Here is a 17,655-nt window from a genome sequence, read left to right on the forward strand (position 1 = left end):
CAATGTCTGTTTCCGCGAACCCGGACGGCGCGCTGGCCAAGCGCGTCGAAAGACGAGGATCATTCCGGAGTTGGCATCTTGAGCCGTATGGCCTGGTCATGCCGGCGATGCTCATCCTGGCAATCTTTTTTGCCGGCCCGGCATTCTACAATATTGCGCTCAGCTTTCAGGAACTCAGTCTTTTCGATCTGGGAAAAGAGGGTCAGTGGGTCGGTTTTGCCAACTTTGCCACCGTCCTCAAAGATGAAGGAATTGCCGGCGCGTTGTTCAACACGGCTTTTCTGCTGACATTCGTGACGGTCGTCATTCGACTGGCACTCGGGCTTGCGCTCGCGATCCTTCTCAACGCCGAGGTCTTTGCCAGATGGCGCATCGGCTGGCTCGTCCGGTCGCTGGTCCTTATCCCGTTCGTAACGCCGCCCGTCGTCGCCGTCGCCGCCTGGAAGTGGCTGCTCGACCCCCGCTACGGCGCGGTCAACCAGTTTCTCCTGTCGACTGGGCTCATCGACAGGGGAATTCCATTCCTTTCCAGGACGTCGACGGTCTGGGGCGCGGTCGAAACCATGTTGATCTGGCGCGAGCTTCCTTTCGTCATCATCACTTTCCTCGCGGCGCTGCAGTCGATTCCGAGGGAACTCAGGGAAGCGGCCCGCATCGACGGCGCGTCCGAGTTTCAGATACACCTGCGCATCATCCTGCCGATGCTGAAGCCAGTGATCGCGGTGGTCGCGCTGCTGACGACGATCTGGACCTTCAACAATTTCGTCTACGTCTGGCTCGCCACGCGGGGAGGGCCAGGCGATTACACGCAGGTTCTGGCAACGAAGATGTATACGGTTTCGTTTGTCGACTATCGCGTCGGCGAGGGTGCCGCAATCGGCGTTCTGATGAGCCTGATGATGTTCGCCTTCGCGCTCATCTACCTCGGGGTTCTTTCCCGCAGGAAACGAGGGGCGTCGTCATGAATGTTTCGATGACGCATCGAGCCCGGCATATCAGGTTTGCCAAGGACCTGATCACCGTCGTTCTGGGTATCGGCCTGCTGCTGATTTTGGCGTTCCCCTTCATTTGGGTCGTGCTGATTTCCTTCCGCCCGGACAAGGAAATCTTCACCCGGACGTTTCAGCTGTTCACCAGCGTCACCCTGGAAAACTACTACACGCTCCTCCAAAACTCACCCTTTCCGAACTACCTCAGAAACAGTCTCGTCGTCTGCACGATCTCGACTGTTGCGGCTGTTACCATCTCGCTGATCACGGCCTATGGCTTTTCGCGGAACGGCGATTTCCGCGGCCGCGGCCTGTTGCTGATCCTGGTGATCTGCACGCAGCTGTTTCCCTACGTGATCCTGATCACGCCGCTTTATTCGATGTTTTTCGCCGTGGGGCTGATCAACAATCCGCTGAGCCTGGTTCTGTCCTATACAGCGATGAACCTGCCATTCGCCATCTATCTGCTGCTCGGTTATCTCGACACAATTCCCCAGGATCTCGACGAGGCAGCCAAGCTCGACGGCGCCTCCACGATCCAGATCATCTTCAAGATCATTCTGCCGATCGCCTGGCCGGGTGTGGTGACGGTCGCGGTCAACGCCTTCGTGTCGGCGTGGGATGAATTTCTGTTTGCCCTGACACTGATGACAGCGGACGAAAACAAGACCGTGCCGGTCGGACTGGCCGGCTTTTTCGGCGAATACACCACTCAATGGAATCTGGTGATGACGGCATCGGTGATTTCGACGCTGCCGACACTTGTCCTTTTCATGCTGCTTCAGCGAAAGCTCGTGTCCGATCTCGCGGCCGGTGCAGTGAAGCTGTAGCGGTGTGAACGCCTCGAACGAACATCGAAGGTCCTTCCATGAACATCATCCTCGTGCTTATCGACAGCGTTAACCGCAATGCTCTCTCGGCCTATGGCGGAATCGAGTTCGCGACGCCGAACCTTCAGTCTTTCGCCAACAAGGCGTGGCGTTTCGACAATCACTTCGTCGGAAGCCTGCCCTGCATGCCGGCGCGGCGTGAGATTTTTGCCGGCTTCAGCGGCATGCAATGGCGTCCTTGGGGACCACTTGAACCCTTCGATCTTCGCCTGCCGAAGCTCCTGGAAAATGCGGGGTACACAACCGCGATCGTCACCGATCACTATCACTACTGGGAGGAGTCGGCGAACGGCTACATCCAGAGCTTCCAGGGTGCGGAATTCATTCGAGGGCACGAACTGGATTTCTGGGAGCCGCTTGTGCCGGAGGCAGGTCTGCCGCAATGGGTGCACAATATTGAAAAATGGCGCCCGGGCTATGGTCACCGCTACTTCTCGAATGTCGCAAACTTCAGGGATGAGGCCGATTTCTTTCCTGCCAAGGTGATAACATCAGCGAGCGAATGGCTCGCCAAACCGAAGACCGGAAAGCCGTTCTTCCTGCAGGTCGAGTCCTTCGACGTGCATGAGCCTTTCGATGTCCCGGAGCCCTATGCATCGATGTACGGCGACGGTGCGGCGCGCGACCGCTTCACGCTGTGGCCGCCCTATCAGAATGCGGCGCGTCAGGCGGAATTCATGAGCCAGGCGAGCCCCGAGGAGCTGGCTTTCGTTCGCTCCCAGTATGGCGCCAAGCTGACGATGACGGACCGGTGGCTGGGCAAGCTGTTCACCACCCTGGACGAACTGCAGCTATGGGATGACACGGCCGTTATCGTCACTACAGATCACGGACACGACCTCGGCGAACGGGGCGGCTATGGCAAACAATTCCCGCATTTCGACAGCCATGCGAACATTCCGCTGCTCGTCTGGCACCCCAGCTTCCAAGGCAATGGCGGCTCGATTCAAAACCTGACATCGACCGTCGACCTCTTCGCGTCGATCCTGGCGATCGCCAGCGTCGAGCCACCACGAAAGACGCATTCGCATTCATTTCTGCCGCTTCTCAAAGGAGATAACCGCAACGCGCGGAGCACCGTCATTTACGGGACATTCGGACAAGGCATCTGCTGCACCGATGGCGAATGGACGCTGATCCAGCCGCCAGATCGCCAGAAACCGCTTTACGCCTACTCGACGATGGTGCCGACCACCATCGAGCCGCCGGACAAGCCGGTCGATCATGGCTACTACATTCCCGGCATCGACATGCCGCAATGGAAAATTCCCATCTCTCCCGACGGTCCTGGAGACAGACGGAACCTGGACAGTCAGCCGCTGCTATTTAATCGACGCAATGATCCAGGCCAAAAGCACGACCTCTGGCAAGACCGGCCCGAAGAGCGGGAACGAATGCTGCGTCTTATGCGGCAAAGCATCGAACGGTACGGTGCACCGGCCGAACTGTTTCAGAGACTGGGATTGGACTAGCTTCGAGGATCAGAGCGGTTGCCGATAGGGTCATTGCCGATTCGACATTTAAAAAAGATGTTAGCGCGCTGTCGAAATCACAGCGGTTCAAACGTCTTGAGATCGCAGACGCGAAGTGCGGTAGGCTGGCCGCAAGCGTCGCGATCACTCTGTCGGCATGGAGGTTATGAGCCATGAGTGTTTCCTATCGTTGGGTCATCGTCGCCTTGGGCGCCTTGATGTCGTGCGTGGCCATCGGCGCGATGTTCTCGCTGGCAATTTTCCAGGAGCCGATCGCAACCGCGACTGGCTGGTCGCATGTCGGCATCGCCAGCGCGATGACGCTGAACTTCATCGTCATGGGTTTCGGCGGGTTTCTCTGGGGTGCAGCCAGCGACCGCTTCGGCCCGCGCATCGTCGTGATGATCGGCTCGGTGCTGCTCGGCCTGGCGCTTGTGCTGGCCAGCCGCGCCGAGACGCTGCTGCAGTTCCAGCTGACCTACGGCATCCTCGTCGGATTGGCCGCCAGCACCTTCTTCGCGCCGATGATTGCGGCGACCATCGGCTGGTTCGATGAGAATCGTGGCCTGGCGGTGTCGCTCGTTTCCGCCGGCATGGGCGTTGCGCCGATGACCATTTCGCCTTTCGCGCGCTGGCTGATCTCGGCCTATGAATGGCGGCCGGCGATGTTGATCATCGGTGTCGCAGCCTGGGTGCTGCTCGTGCCGGCCGCCCTCTTGGTCAGGCGCCCACCGGCCCAGGCCGCCGATACCGGCGCCGAATTTGTGGTCGACGACGCCCAGCCACAGCTGTCGAAAGTCTTCCGGTCGCCGCAATTCATCGTGCTCGGCCTGACCTTCTTTGCCTGCTGTGCGGCGCATTCCGGGCCGATCTTCCACATGGTGAACTACGCGACGATCTGCGGCGTCGCCCCGATGGCGGCCGTCAGCATCTACAGCGTCGAGGGCCTGGCGGGCCTCGGCGGTCGGCTGCTTTATGGCAGTCTTGCCGACCGGATCGGCGTGAAGCCGGTTCTGGTCGCCGGGCTGCTGGTGCAGGCAGGCGCGCTTGCGACCTATCTTTTCGTCAGCCAGCTCACCGAATTCTACGCGCTCGCCATCGTCTTCGGCAGCGCCTATGGCGGTGTGATGCCGCTCTATGCGGTGCTGGCGCGGGAATATTTCGGGCCGCGCATCCTCGGCACCGTCTTCGGCGCGGCGACGATGCTGTCCAGCCTCGGCATGGCCTTCGGCCCGCTGATCGGCGGCTGGATCTTCGACACGTTCGCCAATTATTCCTGGCTGTTCATCGGCTCGGCGATGGTCGGGCTCGGGGCTGCGGCGATAGCGCTGGCTTTCCCGCCGCTTGCGCGCCAGAAGCCGGAGCCGGTCTTCGGGGTGGCTTCGTGATGAGGTGAGATCGGCGAGGTTAGCCCCTCATCCGCCGCCGGCACCTTCTCCCCGCTTGCGGGGCGAAGGGGGGCAAGCCGCAGCCTTTCCGTTCCTCGCCGACGTCTCGTAGGGGCACGTCCCCTCTCCCCGTTTTTACGCTAGGGCATATACACATCTCGCAAGGCCCAACCGTCTGCACAGGCTCGGAAGTATTTGAGCCCGTTGAAGAAGGTGATGGGTCCAGGCGGCTTGGAGGAGGCATAGCCGTTCCAGCCGCCGAGTTTGGCGATGATCCAGGCAGCCCAGGCGAGCGAAGCTTCGGGATGGGGATTGGATTGCAGCTTGGTCTTGCCCTTGAAGCGGCTTTCGAGGGCGGCGAGCGTGTTGATCTCGTGGGGACTGAAGGCCATGCTTGCCGGCTGAGGATCGCCGCCGTTGCGGGCCTGCACGAGTTGGAGGACGATTGCCGCGGCCTTGGCGGCGATGGCGACGAGCTTTTCCAGCCGCGCCGCCAACTGCAATTGGCTGTCCTCGATCTTGAAGCCCTGCGTCTTCATCACCCGGAAGAACTACTCGATCATCCAGCGCTGCTTGTACCAGGCGATGATCTGCCAGGCGTCAGTCGCACTGGAGAGCGCATGCGTGGTCAAGAGCAGCCAATGCAAGGGCTCGACACCTTCGGGTGCGTCCGGTTCGACGACCTCGACCCAACTGAGCGTAACCCCGTCGGGCAGACCTTCTTCGCGCAGGTTTTGCGGCCGCCTGATCGTCGCCTGGCCGAAGCGCAGGCACAAAGTTGCCTGCCGCGCGGGATGGTCGGCGCGCTCGCGCAGTTCGATCGTTTGGGTGTCGCAGAACCGAACCGTCTCTACGGTATCACGCAGTTTAGAGCCGCCGATGAGTGCGTGGTCATGCATGACCCGCGACAAAAGATCAAAGCGTTGGTCGGGCAGGCGCGCCCACATGATAAAGAAGTCGCCCTCGCGGTCGGCGATGGCAGTGACCCGGGCCGCACGCAAAAGCAGCGGTTTGGCCGCCTCCGCCGTCTCCACCCAGCGCCGCGATTCCTTTTCGTTCAAGGGTCGCTCGGCATGCGGCGTAAGCTCGTCGGTGCCGCGCGTCCACACCTTGCCGCCCACCAGGCCAAGGCAGCTGCCGGTGTCGGCATCGAGCGCCAGCATCGGATGCAGAAGCAGACCGAAGCAATTGCCTTTCTTGATCTTGCCCAGATCACGCCGGTTGTCCGGCGTCGTCGCAAACTTGATCTCGCTGGTGTCCTGCAGCGCCAGCACATGTCGACCGGCGACGGCAGACTGCGTTTGATCGCTCCAGCCGTCGATGATCTCTTCCACCCTCACCGCACCATTGTTGAGAAAGCGCCCGAACCGGATCTCCTCCGAATGCTTGCCCTCCGCAAGCTGGCGCAAGCAGACCGTTTGGCGCAGCACGATGGCTTGGAGCAGCGCCGCCCCCCTTTTTCGAGACGACGATCTCCAAACCAACCCAACGAAAAATCCTGGCGCAAGTCCATCCGCGACGCTCCCAAATCACAACGTCGCCAAAAGAACCATAGACACGAAGCCAAAGGAATCCGACCCCCACTGACCGAGTCAATCCGTCGCACCGAGATGTGTATATGCCCTAGCGTTTTTACGGGGAGAGGGTTAGGGTGAGGGGCTAATTTTAGCCCGAACAGACCGGCCATGGCATCCCCACGACGCAATTCTCCCGCTTTCGTGCATTGCCCTTCGCCGATTTCGACTGATAGACTTCCCCAATCTGTTTCATCACCTATGTCTTTGGTTTTTCGGGAGGCTGTCTTAGCCATGGTAGAACTTGCGCAATCGCTGGCATCGATCAAACTGCCGGATCTCTCCGGCAAGGCCGTGCTGATCACCGGCGCCTCGACCGGGATCGGGGCGGCGCTCGCCCGCGCTTTTGCGGCTCAAGGCGCCAAGGTCGGCGTGCATTACAACGCCAGCCGCGAACCGGCGGAGATGCTCGCGGAGGAGATCCGCGCTGCCGGCGGCACCGTGCATCTGATCCAGGGCGACGTATCGCGAGAGGGCGAGACCGAGCGTGTCGTCGAGGAGACGGCGAAAACCTTCGGTCATCTCGACGGGCTCATCAACAATGCTGGCGGCATGCTCGGGCGCAAGCCAACCTCGGAATATACCGACGCGCATTATGCCGCGGTGATGGATCTCAACGCCCGCTCGGTGCTGGCGGCAACGCGGGCGGCTCATCCGTGGCTGAAAAAGCAGGGTGGCTTCATCATCAACACCACCTCGATCGCCGCCCGCAATGGCGGCGGCAACGGGGCGATCCTCTATGCGGCATCGAAGGGCTTCGTCTCGACGATCACCCGCGGTCACGCCAAGGAATTCGTCGCCGACAGGATCCGCGTCAATGCGGTGGCGCCTGGCGTCATCGCCACGCCCTTCCACGAGCGCTATACCAATGACGAGCAGATGGAGCTGCAGCGCAAGTCGATCCCGATGGGGTTCGTCGGCACATCGGAGGATTGCGTTGGCGCCTATCTCTTCCTCGCCTCGCCGACGCTGTCCGGCTACATCACCGGCCAGATCATCGAGGTCAATGGCGGCCAGCTGATGCCGTAAACGCTTACTCCGCCCGGCCACATCGTTGCCTTTTCCCATTCATGAGGGAACTTTAGAACCACCCTGACGTTTCCCGCTTGGTCTTTTCATTGAGCGGGGCATCATGAGCTTTTCATTTTCGGAACTCGACTTCCTCAAGCCGGAGCTGGGGGCGGAGTATACGGGTTCCGGTACCCATTTCGCCGTCTTCTCGGCACATGCGGAACAGATAGAGCTCTGCCTCTTCTCCCCGGACGGAAAGGATGAGATTGCCCGGATGCCGCTGCCGAAGCGCGAGGGCGACATCTGGTCGGGTTATGTCGCCGGCGTCGGGCCGGGCACCGTCTATGGCTATCGCGCCCACGGTCCTTACGATCCTGGCGCCGGCCATCGCTTCAATGCCAACAAACTTCTGCTCGATCCCTACGCCAAGCAGGTGACCGGCGAATTACAATGGGACGACGCGCTGTTCGGTTATCAGATCGGCGAAGACGACCTTTCCTTCGACGAGCGCGACAGCGCGCCGTTCATGGTCAAGGGCGTGGTCCAGGATCCGGATTTCGACTGGGCGGGTGAAGAGGCGATCCGCCGGCCCTGGCCCGACACGATCATCTACGAGGCACATGTGCGCGGCCTGACGATGATCCATCCTAAGGTGCCCGACCGGCTGCGCGGCACCTTTCTCGGCATGTGCAGCGATCCGATCATCGATCATCTCGTCAAGCTCGGCATCTCGGCGATCGAGTTGCTGCCGATCCAATATTTTCTCGACGATCGTTATCTCCTGGATCAGAACCTGAGGAATTACTGGGGCTACCAGACGCTCGGTTTCTTCGCGCCGCAATCGCGCTACATGTCCGGCGACAAGATCACCGAGATCAAGACCATGGTGCGGAAGTTCCATGCCGCCGGCATCGAGGTCATCATGGATGTGGTCTACAACCACACCGCCGAGGGCAGCGAGAAAGGCCCGACCCTGTCCTTCCGCGGGCTCGACAATGCCAGCTATTACATCCTATCGCCCGATGATCCGCGCCACACTTTCGATACGACCGGGACCGGCAATACGCTGAATGTCGCCCATCCGATGGTGATGCGCATGGTGCTCGACAGCCTGCGCTACTGGGTCGGCGTCATGCATATCGACGGCTTCCGCTTCGATCTTGCCAGCACGCTCGGGAGGCAGGATTTGGAGTTCGACCGCCAAGGCGGCTTCTTCGGCGCCATTCGCCAGGATCCGATTCTCTCAGGCGTCAAGCTGATCGCCGAACCCTGGGATATCGGCGAGGGCGGCTATCAGGTGGGGGGCTTCCCGCATCCCTTCCGCGAGTGGAACGACAAGTTCCGCGACGACGTGCGCCGATTCTGGAAGGGCGATGGCGGCATGGTGTCGGAGGTGGCGGCCCGCGTCACCGGCTCGGCGCCGCAGTTCAACCATTCCGACCGGGCGGCCACCTCCTCGGTCAATCTCCTGTCGGCCCATGACGGCTTCACGCTGACGGATACGGTGTCCTTCAACGACAAGCACAATGAGGCGAATGGCGAGGATGGCCGCGACGGCCATTCCGACAATCATTCCGACAATATGGGCGCCGAGGGCGCAACCGATAATCCAGACATCAATGCCGCCCGCGCCCGGCGCCGGCGCAACATGATTGCGACGCTGATGCTCTCCCAGGGTGTGCCGATGATCTTGGCGGGCGACGAGCTTGGCAACAGCCAGGGCGGCAACAACAACGCCTATTGCCAGGACAATGAAATCGGCTGGACGGGCTGGGATGGGCTCGACGATCCGTTCCTCGATTTCTGCCGGCAGGCGGTCGCCTTCCGCAAGTCGCATCCGGTGCTGCGGCAGGAGCGGTTCCTGACCGGCGAGACCAGCGAGGACGGGCGCATCGAGATCGCCTGGTACAAGCCGGACGGCAGCTTCATGGACGACGGCGCCTGGAACGACGATGGATTGCAGGTAGTCGGCGTCTATGTCTCAAGGAGCGCGCTTGCACCTGATACCGAGACGATGGACGACCTTTTCCTCGTCTTCAACGCTGGCGGCGATTGCCAGATCCACCTGCCCGATGTGAATGGGCTGGAAGAGTGGTCGCGGGTTTTCGACACCGGGAAGGAGACGGATGCCTTCGAGGTGCACCATGAGGACAATCCGGTCATGGTCTATGCCCAGAGCGTAGCGGTCTTTGCGCCGACGGGCCAGACCGAGCCGCCGAAGGACGCGACAAAAGCCGAACGCCGCCGCTGGTTCCAGTTCGGGCGTCGGAGCAAGTAGCGGGTCGCGGAAAAGATGAATGCCGAAGCCATCACCGAACTTGGTCTCGTCTATGTCAGCGACACCGAACCAGGCATCCGCAGACGAAGGAAGGGCAAGGGCTTCAGCTATGTCATGCCCGACGGCAAGACGCTTGCCGATGAATTGCAGCGGGCGCGCATCAGCGCGCTCGGCCTGCCGCCAGCCTATGAGAATGTCTGGATCTGTCTCTACGACAATGGCCATCTGCAGGCGACGGGCATCGATGCGCGTGGGCGCAAGCAGTATCGCTATCACAAGGAATGGCAGTCTTTCCGCAGTGCCGGAAAATTCCATCAGCTGATCGAGTTCGGCCGGGCGCTGCCGAAGATACGCCGCACCGTGCTGCGCCATCTCGATACCGGCACGGAGGATGTCAACGGCGTGCTGGCGGCCCTGACGACGCTGCTCGACGAGGCGCACTTGCGCGTCGGCAACCAGGCCTATGTTCGGGAAAACGGCACTTATGGCGCAACGACGCTGCTCAAGCGGCACCTGAAGATCGTCGAAGGACAGATCGAGCTGAAATTCCGCGCCAAGGGCGGCAAGCGGGTACAGCGCAGTCTCAAACATCCGCGGCTGCAGAAGATCCTGGAAGAGATCGCCGATCTGCCCGGCCGCCAGCTGTTCGTCTGGAAGGATGAAAGCGGAGCGCTGAAGCCGATCGATTCCGGCCGGCTGAACGCCTATCTGGCCGAGATATCGGGCATTCCCATTTCAGCAAAGACCTTCCGCACCTGGGCAGGGTCGCTTGCAGCCTTCGGAGCGGCGCGCGAGACGATTGCCGGCGGCGGCCGGCCGACGGTGAAGCAGATGTCGGAAGCCTCGGCAGAGGCCCTGCACAACACACCAGCAATTTCCCGCTCGAGCTACATCCATCCGGCGATCATCGCGCTCGCCGGCAACGATCATCCGCTGATCGAAAGCGGCAGCGAACCGCTGCGGGGCTTGCGGGCCGAGGAAAACAGGTTACTTGATTTCCTCGCGCGCGAGATCGAGGAATGAGCCCCACACATCCATCGGCAGGTCGTCCGCCCGCATCAGACGTCGTATTGACCCATCCCGACCGGCTCTATTGGCCGGACGAGGGCGTGAGCAAGCAGGCGCTCGCGGACTATTATGCGGCGGTCTGGCCGTTCATGGCGCCCTTTATCGTCAACCGTCCCTTGGCGCTGCTGCGCCTGCCGGACGGGGTAAAGAGCCACCAGCGGTTTTTCCAGAAACATGCCTGGAAGGGCATGAATCCTCATATCGAGGAGATCGCCGATCCGCAGGATAGCGACGGCGAAAAGTTGCTGCGTATCGTCGATTTCAACGGTCTCACGGCGCTGGTGCAATCGGCCGCGCTCGAAATTCATCCCTGGGGCGCAACGACCGATCATTGGGAGAGGCCGGATATGATCACCATGGACCTCGATCCCGGCGAGGACGTAGCGTGGAGCGCGGTGATTTCGGCAGCGCTTGACGTCAAGGCGCGGCTGGAGGCCCGTGGGTTGGCTGCCTTCGTCAAGACATCAGGCGGCAAGGGACTGCATGTGGTGTCGCCGCTCGCGCCGAAGGCCGGCTGGGCCGAGGTGAAGGATTTTGCCCATTCCCTTGCCGAGATCATGTCGACTAAGGCCCCGGCAAAGTATCTGGCGACCGCGACGAAGGCGAAGCGCGGCGGGCATATCTACATCGATTATCTCCACAACGGCCGCGGCAGTACGGCGGTCGCTGCCTATTCGACCAGGGCGCGACCGGGTGCGCCGGTTTCGATGCCGCTCGATTGGTCCGAATTGAATGAGGTCAGTGGCCCGGCCGCCTTCACGCTTGCCAATGTGCCGCAGCAATTGGAGAGACGGTCGCGTGACCCATGGGCCGGCTTTTTCGACGCGGCCGTGCCGCTGAACGGTTAGCTCACTCCTCGCTGTCGAGCTCGGGATAATGCCGGAAAATCCCATCCTCGTTGAAGTCGAGCCGGCGAGACGAGGCGAGATAGCGGGCGATGTTCGTACGCTTTTCAACGCGATCATGCAGGGCCAGCAGGGCGGGGTAGTCCGCCTTGCGCTTCGCCATGGCGTTCGGAAAGGCATAGGTCAGGCCCTCGATCACCTGGAAGAGCGACAGGTCGACATAGGTGAGCGCATTGTCGATCATATAGCCAGGATCGCCAGGGTTCTGCCGCAGCACACGCTCGAAGTAACCAAGGAATTTCGGAATGCGATCGCGGATGAAGGCGGCAGAACGGGCTTTCGCTTCCGGCTTCTGGTCCTCGTAATAGAGCGATGTATCGATCGGGTGATGCGTGTCATGCACCTCGGCGACGAAATCGGTGATGGTGAGTTGCAGGCCATTTGCGACATAGCGAAGGCCTTCGTCTTCAGGCGCAAGGCCGAGCCTCGGGCCGAGATAAAACAAAATGTTGGCGACATGCGGGATAATCAGGGCGCCGTCCTTCAGGAAGGGCGGGGCGAAGGGAATATGGGGTTCGCTGTCGCTCTTCATGATACCGAACATGGCCTCCGTCCCGCGACTGGGCTCACGGGTGATGTCGATATAGTCGGCGCCGGCTTCCTCAAGCGCCAGCCGCACGAATTCCCCGCGCCCTTGCAGGCCGTCCCAATAATAAAGCTCGTATGCCATCTGCGCTTATCCCTTCGGTTGCCGACCGAAATCTTTTCGCAATTCGTCCTTGGCCTTTTCAAGCGTGCCGCGCCGCTTTTTCGTCAGCTGGTCGCCGGCGCGGTTGATGTAGAAGGTCAGCATCGACATGGCCGCGCGGAAAGGGTTGGACTTGCGGCGGTGGCTCTCCTCGGCCGAGTGCTTGACGGAGCGGGCGATCTTCTTCGGGTCGTCCGATTTGAATACGCCTTGCTTCAGGTCCATCGCATCGCTGTGTTCGGTGACATCTCGCGACCATTTCTTCTTCGATTTGGCCATCTCTGAAAATCCTCTGTCGGATACGGCCGGCGGCAGATCACCGCCAGTCGCATCTCTGGTTAATGGTGGCTGTGGTGTTCATGGCGCTTGCGCGTCGCGGCCGCTTTCTTTGCGGAGGCGGAGCGTTCCTCCTTCGAGCGTGCGGCTGATGCAGCGCCGCCGATGCGGCCGCCCTTTTCGGAGGAGACATGCGTGTCCTTCTTGCCGCGGCCGGAACCGGATTTATTGCCGCCGCCGCTCTCCTTATTGACCGTTGCCCAAGCACGCCGCTCAGCCTCTTTTTCGGAAACGCCGCGATCTTCGTAGCCCTCCTCGATGTGCTCGGCCTTGCGCTTCTGCTTGTCGGTGTATTCGGATTTGTCACCTCTCGGCATCGTTGCCTCCTCTGGTGTGCCAAGGGACCAAACTGGTGCTGAGGGCGAAAGTTCCGGCCGTAGGATACCTCACCCGGATTTCGGAACAAAAGCCGCTTTCGCTCCCTTTTCGATGGGAAACCCGACAAAAGGAGCCGAGAACATGGAAAACCACATCGCCAAAGCCGATGGAAATGGCGCAATCGACGTCAACGGCCAGGTGTCACCGATCACCTATACCGTCAGTGTCAAGCAAGGGAATGGACACTCGTACGAGGTCGAGATCCGCCTAATGGCGCCGCGGGACTGGCTGCTGCAAAAGGGTTTCGAGCGGGGTGCCGTTCTGGTCAGCCAGAGCGGCGCGCGTATTCCTGTCTATCACGACAGCGGCCGCCTCGACCCCGCCGACACGATCTCGATCGAACTGACGGCGCGTGACGACAGCTGCACCAGTGAGGTGGATCTGACGCGCAAATATCCCGAATTCGATGGCGCCGCTATTGCACAAGCGAGCTAGGCGAAGGCGACCTGTCATTTTCGATAGAGCTTTTGCGATGCAGCCAAGGCGCGGCCGATGTCGAATTTCGGCGGCTGCACTGGCGCGCGGGGATCGTGGAAAACCAGCCCGACGAGATTGTCGACGACAAGGATGAAGCCGAGCGCGAGACCGAGGTAGAGCAGTGCGGCGATGACGAGGAGCGACATCTCTATCCCCCTAGATCGCGGCCGAAGGCGCTGGCTGCGACGAGCGGGACGGAGAGAATATCAGCATGGCCGTCGTTCATGGCAACTTCCCCGGTTTCGCCATAAACAGCCAGTGTACGGTCTAGTTCCCGACGATCGGGCAAGGGCTCAATTTTTCCAGGAAGCCTCAAAGCGTGCAGCGTCATCCGGCCTCTGTTCACCCCCGCATGGAAGCCCGTCCTCTGCAAATGCGATAATGCACAACTAATTCAAGCGTATGACAAAAACCATCAAAGGGCGCCGCGACGACGCCCTTTTTAAATTCGGTTGCTCGGCTTCGGAACTCAAAGAGCCGTTTTGCGGCTCGCCGTCCGTTTCGGCGCCGGTGTCACCACGCCGTTGGTCTTGCTGCCGGCGATGCTGCGCTTTGCTTTGGGCTTGACTTCCTTACCGTCGGAAGAGGCAGCAGAGCCTTCGAGCGCCTCGCGCTCGTGTCGTGCCTGTTCCCAATGGATGGATTCTCGCCCGGTCGGATAGCCCTCTTCTTCCCAGAGGGCGTATGCACGTTTTTTGATCCACTCGTCTCGAGTTTCTGCCATCGCTGATCTCCAGTCATATGATGCCGTCGTTCGAACGCGATACTGGTTTGATGGTTCCAGAGGAGAGGGGCTGTTTCAAGAGAAATCGTGCTGCAACCGCAAATATTTCGCGTTGCAGCATATTAGGGTTGAGAAGAGGCGTTCAGCGCGCCGCAAACTCTGCCGCCTTGTGCAGATCTGACACGAACTCCAGGCGCAGCCGGTGCCGCTCTGCCTCGTGGCGAATGCGCAGGAGATAGGAGGGGTGGATGGTGACCAGAACAGGCGGATGGTTTGCCGGCTGCAGAATATGGCCGCGCGTCGGTGTCAGCTTCACTTTCGGCCCGAGCAGCGCATAAACAGCGCTTGCGCCGAGCGCCACAACCAGTTTCGGCTCGACGATTTTGAGCTCGGCGCCCAGCCACCAGGCGCAACGCCGGATCTCGCCGGCATTGGGTTTTGCATGCAGCCGCCGTTTGCCCCGCGGCGTAAACTTGAAGTGCTTGACGGCATTGGTGACATAACAGCGCTGGCGGTCGAGACCGGCCTCTTCCAGACAGCGATCGAGCAACTGGCCGGCCGGACCCACAAAAGGCCTGCCGGTCAGGTCCTCCCGGTCACCCGGCTGCTCACCCACAAGAACGATCTCGGCTTTCCCTGAGCCTTCGCCGAAGACGATCTGCGTGGCATTCCTGTAGAGATCACAGCGGGTACAGCCTTCGGCCTGATGCCGCAGTTCGGCGATGCTTTCCGCACTCGCGACTTCGAGCGCCAAGGCGGGACCGACGGTTGCGGCTGCGTTCATGATGGGGATCCTCATCTCGTCACGATCAATCGATCTGTGCCGGGATTGTTCCCGTTCGGGAATGGGCAGCGCGCTTTCGAAATGTGTGGGCCATTCCCAACCTTTCGCGATCGGCCCCGCAGGCCGGCAAAATGATCACAGCGAAGAATTTCGCGTCATGAGAGAGAGCCGGCGCGATTGAACGCCGCCATTTCCCGGCTATATTTGCCAGCGATGTTCTATCTCCTGTCGACCTACTGGCCGCATATCCTCTTTGTCGTTTCGATCGCCATGGGGGCCGCGGCGGCAATCCATGCCGCCATGACCAAGGAGGAGGTGCGTGCGGCGATCGGCTGGGTCGGCGTCATTATCCTGTCGCCGATCATCGGTGCGGTGCTCTATGCGATTGCCGGCATCAACCGCATCCGCCGCAAATCGCTGAGCATCCGACGCGACGCGCTGCTGCTGGCGGCCGAATTCGACGAGTTGGAGACCTTCGATGCCGAGGCCGAGACGGTGATCAGCCAGTTCGGCCGCCGCTTTGCGGCGCTGCAGACGCTGGGTGACCGGGTGACGCGCAATCCGTTGACCTCGGGCAACACGATCGATGTGCTGGAGACCGGCGACGAGGCCTATGCGACGATGAAGACGATCATCGACGAGGCGGCGCGCAGCATCCTGCTCGAAACCTATATTTTCGACCGGGATGTGATCGGCCTTCGCATCGCCGATGCGCTGATAGCGGCGGTGAAGCGCGGTGTGGAGGTCCGGGTGCTGATTGATGCGGTCGGGGCGCGTTATTCGGTGCCGAGCATTCTCGGCCATCTGAGAGACGGAGGCGTCACCGTCGCCGTCTTCAACGGCAACGTTATCATGGGCTTGCGGCTGCCCTATGCCAATCTGCGCACCCACCGCAAGATCCTGATCGTCGACGGCAAGATCGCGCTGACCGGCGGCATGAACATCCGGGCCGGTTTCAGTGAGGAGGCGACGGGCGAGAGCTTTGCGCACGACACGCATTTCAGCGTCACCGGTCCTGTCGTCGCCGACCTCTTCGATCTTGCCGCCGAAGACTGGCGCTTCTCCACGCAGGAACTGTTGAACGGCGAGGCCTGGCGCATCGAGCCGCCGCAGCGCAGCCCCGGCGATCCGATCCTGATGCGCGTCGTCGCCTCCGGGCCGGACCGCAGCGTCGAGACCAACCACAAGATGCTGATGGGCGCCTTTTCCGTGGCGCGCCAATCGATCCGCATCATGTCGCCCTATTTCCTGCCGGACCGCGAATTGATCAGCGCGCTGGTGACAGCGGCGCGGCGCGGCGTCGAAGTCGATATCGTCGTTCCCGCGGTCAATAACCTCGTACTGGTCGACCGGGCGATGACGGCGCAATTCGACCAGATCCTCAAGGGTTATTGCCGCATCTGGCGCTCGACCGGCAGCTTCAGCCATTCGAAGCTGCTGACGATCGACGGCACCTGGGCCTATGTCGGCTCTTCCAATCTCGACCCGCGGTCGCTGCGGCTGAATTTCGAGGTCGATCTTGAAGTGCTGAACGAAGGCTTTGCCGGCGAAATCGACGAACATATCGAGGAAACGCTGAAATCGGCAACGCCGGTAACGCTGGACGGCTTACGGGCGCGGCCCTTCCCGGTGCGATTGCTCGAGAAGGTGTTGTGGCTGGGTTCGCCCTATCTCTAATGCATGTCGCTCAAACCTGTGCAGCGGTTTTGGGAGGACGACATGCATAAAACAAAAATCTGGCGCGTTGCCTGTATCAAGTCGATGCGACGCGCCCTTTATTTTGCGATCGGACATGGCAAGTTCGGTTTGCCCTCCTATACTGCCGAAGGAAGCCATTTTGATCAACGGAACAGCTACGCCTTCCGATGCACGCTAGAAAAGTCAATCTTCCCGCCAGCATTCTCGCTTCGATCAGGAGCCGGAAAAAGCGGCTCGACCCGGCCTATACGGAGACCAGGCCGCGCAGCGCCGGAACGCTGATCGCCTCTTACAACGTGCACAAATGCGTCGGCACCGACCGCCGCTTCGATCCCGAGCGCACCAGCCGGGTGATCCATGAAATCGGCGCCGACGTCATCGCGCTGCAGGAGGCCGACACGCGCTTCGGCGAGCGCACCGGCATTCTCGATCTTGGCCGGCTAGAGCGGGAAACCGGGCTGATCCCGGTGCCGATTGCCGGCATGGCCAAGGCGCATGGCTGGCACGGCAATGTCGTGCTCTTCAAGAAAGGGCTGGTGCATGATGTGCATCAGATCAAGCTGCCGGGGCTGGAGCCGCGCGGCGCGCTGGTTGCCGAGATCGAGCTCGAAGAGGGCGGCGTGCTGCGCATCATCGCCGCGCATTTCGGGCTGCTGCGCCATAACAGAGCCCAGCAGGCCCGCATGCTGGTCGAGCTCATCAACGACAGGCACGAAATGCCGACCATCCTGCTCGGCGACCTCAACGAATGGCGGCTTGGCGACCGCTCGTCGCTCAACACTTTCCAATCCGCCTTCGGAGAACTGCCGCCGGCCGTGCCCAGCTTCCCCGCCGGCCTGCCGCTGCTGGCGCTCGACCGCATCATCGCCAATCGCAAGGGCATCATCTCGACGGTCGAGGCGCATGACACACCGCTGGCGCGTATCGCTTCCGATCATCTGCCGATCAAGGCGTTGATTGATCTGACAACTGTAGGGGACTGATTTCATACGGAC

The 17,655-nt window shown here is 61.0% G+C and carries 20 protein-coding genes; 11 read left to right on the top strand and 9 right to left on the bottom strand.

The features are described from left to right. Positions 1 to 2: 2 nt before the first annotated feature. The 4 genes from RCCGE510_RS04265 (at position 3) to RCCGE510_RS04280 (ending at position 4,739) form a co-directional block, all read left to right on the top strand. Entirely contained in the window at positions 3 to 965 is a 963-nt protein-coding gene (locus RCCGE510_RS04265; RefSeq protein ID WP_007627488.1) for a sugar ABC transporter permease, read from the top strand. A gap of 8 nt (positions 966 to 973) precedes the next feature. Next, positions 974 to 1,819: a carbohydrate ABC transporter permease gene (locus RCCGE510_RS04270; RefSeq protein WP_240539625.1), complete on the top strand. Its 846-nt coding sequence runs from the start codon at positions 974 to 976 to the stop codon at positions 1,817 to 1,819. Between the two features lie 38 nt (positions 1,820 to 1,857). Further along, positions 1,858 to 3,351, top strand: a complete 1,494-nt coding sequence (locus tag RCCGE510_RS04275) for a sulfatase (RefSeq protein WP_007627494.1) — start codon at positions 1,858 to 1,860, stop codon at positions 3,349 to 3,351. A gap of 173 nt (positions 3,352 to 3,524) precedes the next feature. Further along, positions 3,525 to 4,739, top strand: a complete 1,215-nt coding sequence (locus RCCGE510_RS04280; protein WP_007627495.1) for an MFS transporter — start codon at positions 3,525 to 3,527, stop codon at positions 4,737 to 4,739. Between the two features lie 140 nt (positions 4,740 to 4,879). Here RCCGE510_RS04280 and RCCGE510_RS35470 read toward each other — a convergent pair whose 3' ends face one another. Beyond that, on the bottom strand, positions 4,880 to 5,281 hold the full coding sequence (locus tag RCCGE510_RS35470; RefSeq protein ID WP_240539626.1) for a hypothetical protein: 402 nt from the start codon (positions 5,279 to 5,281) through the stop codon (positions 4,880 to 4,882). Between the two features lie 9 nt (positions 5,282 to 5,290). After that, complete coding sequence (locus tag RCCGE510_RS32870) at positions 5,291 to 6,148, bottom strand: IS4 family transposase (protein ID WP_240539627.1); 858 nt, start codon at positions 6,146 to 6,148, stop codon at positions 5,291 to 5,293. 399 nt (positions 6,149 to 6,547) lie between these two features. Between RCCGE510_RS32870 and RCCGE510_RS04290 the strand changes: the two genes are divergently transcribed. The 4 genes from RCCGE510_RS04290 to ligD all read left to right on the top strand — a co-directional run bounded on the left by RCCGE510_RS04290 (position 6,548) and on the right by ligD (position 11,518). Then, complete coding sequence (locus RCCGE510_RS04290; protein WP_007627496.1) at positions 6,548 to 7,342, top strand: SDR family NAD(P)-dependent oxidoreductase; 795 nt, start codon at positions 6,548 to 6,550, stop codon at positions 7,340 to 7,342. Between the two features lie 103 nt (positions 7,343 to 7,445). Next, complete coding sequence (gene glgX, locus RCCGE510_RS04295; protein ID WP_007627497.1) at positions 7,446 to 9,602, top strand: glycogen debranching protein GlgX; 2,157 nt, start codon at positions 7,446 to 7,448, stop codon at positions 9,600 to 9,602. Positions 9,603 to 9,617: 15 nt separating this feature from the next. After that, entirely contained in the window at positions 9,618 to 10,625 is a 1,008-nt protein-coding gene (locus tag RCCGE510_RS04300) for a DNA topoisomerase IB (protein WP_007627498.1), read from the top strand. Further along, positions 10,622 to 11,518, top strand: a complete 897-nt coding sequence (ligD, locus tag RCCGE510_RS04305) for a non-homologous end-joining DNA ligase (protein WP_037077737.1) — start codon at positions 10,622 to 10,624, stop codon at positions 11,516 to 11,518. Before RCCGE510_RS04300 ends, ligD begins: the two co-directional genes overlap by 4 nt. 1 nt (position 11,519) lies before the next feature. Here the strand turns inward: ligD and RCCGE510_RS04310 are convergent, their stop codons facing one another. Genes RCCGE510_RS04310 through RCCGE510_RS04320 form a run of 3 tightly spaced genes read right to left on the bottom strand, consistent with a single transcriptional unit; the run spans position 11,520 to position 12,916 of the window. After that, positions 11,520 to 12,245 (bottom strand): glutathione S-transferase, encoded by a 726-nt coding sequence (locus tag RCCGE510_RS04310; protein ID WP_007627500.1) that lies wholly within the window; start codon positions 12,243 to 12,245, stop codon positions 11,520 to 11,522. 6 nt (positions 12,246 to 12,251) lie between these two features. Beyond that, entirely contained in the window at positions 12,252 to 12,542 is a 291-nt protein-coding gene (locus RCCGE510_RS04315; protein ID WP_007627502.1) for a DUF3175 domain-containing protein, read from the bottom strand. A gap of 59 nt (positions 12,543 to 12,601) precedes the next feature. Continuing rightward, the gene (locus RCCGE510_RS04320) at positions 12,602 to 12,916 is read right to left on the bottom strand and encodes a hypothetical protein (protein WP_007627503.1); all 315 of its coding nucleotides are present in this window, start codon (positions 12,914 to 12,916) and stop codon (positions 12,602 to 12,604) included. A 142-nt stretch (positions 12,917 to 13,058) separates the two neighbouring features. Between RCCGE510_RS04320 and RCCGE510_RS04325 the strand changes: the two genes are divergently transcribed. Beyond that, positions 13,059 to 13,412: a hypothetical protein gene (locus RCCGE510_RS04325; RefSeq protein ID WP_007627504.1), complete on the top strand. Its 354-nt coding sequence runs from the start codon at positions 13,059 to 13,061 to the stop codon at positions 13,410 to 13,412. Positions 13,413 to 13,426: 14 nt separating this feature from the next. Here the strand turns inward: RCCGE510_RS04325 and RCCGE510_RS35090 are convergent, their stop codons facing one another. The 4 genes from RCCGE510_RS35090 to RCCGE510_RS04340 all read right to left on the bottom strand — a co-directional run bounded on the left by RCCGE510_RS35090 (position 13,427) and on the right by RCCGE510_RS04340 (position 14,962). Next, the gene (locus tag RCCGE510_RS35090; protein ID WP_007627505.1) at positions 13,427 to 13,600 is read right to left on the bottom strand and encodes a hypothetical protein; all 174 of its coding nucleotides are present in this window, start codon (positions 13,598 to 13,600) and stop codon (positions 13,427 to 13,429) included. 2 nt (positions 13,601 to 13,602) lie between these two features. After that, entirely contained in the window at positions 13,603 to 13,785 is a 183-nt protein-coding gene (locus RCCGE510_RS35475) for a hypothetical protein (RefSeq protein WP_037077741.1), read from the bottom strand. A gap of 138 nt (positions 13,786 to 13,923) precedes the next feature. After that, entirely contained in the window at positions 13,924 to 14,178 is a 255-nt protein-coding gene (locus RCCGE510_RS04335) for a DUF2934 domain-containing protein (RefSeq protein ID WP_007627506.1), read from the bottom strand. Between the two features lie 142 nt (positions 14,179 to 14,320). Beyond that, complete coding sequence (locus tag RCCGE510_RS04340) at positions 14,321 to 14,962, bottom strand: UdgX family uracil-DNA binding protein (RefSeq protein WP_007627507.1); 642 nt, start codon at positions 14,960 to 14,962, stop codon at positions 14,321 to 14,323. A 213-nt stretch (positions 14,963 to 15,175) separates the two neighbouring features. Here RCCGE510_RS04340 and RCCGE510_RS04345 point away from each other — a divergent pair, with 213 nt between their 5' ends. Both RCCGE510_RS04345 and RCCGE510_RS04350 read left to right on the top strand, forming a co-directional pair. Next, positions 15,176 to 16,639 (top strand): phosphatidylserine/phosphatidylglycerophosphate/cardiolipin synthase family protein, encoded by a 1,464-nt coding sequence (locus RCCGE510_RS04345; RefSeq protein ID WP_007627508.1) that lies wholly within the window; start codon positions 15,176 to 15,178, stop codon positions 16,637 to 16,639. Positions 16,640 to 16,827: 188 nt separating this feature from the next. Next, complete coding sequence (locus RCCGE510_RS04350; RefSeq protein ID WP_007627509.1) at positions 16,828 to 17,643, top strand: endonuclease/exonuclease/phosphatase family protein; 816 nt, start codon at positions 16,828 to 16,830, stop codon at positions 17,641 to 17,643. Positions 17,644 to 17,655: the final 12 nt, after the last annotated feature.

It is taken from the genome of Rhizobium sp. CCGE 510 (genome assembly GCF_000292525.1).
GTDB lineage: Bacteria > Pseudomonadota > Alphaproteobacteria > Rhizobiales > Rhizobiaceae > Rhizobium.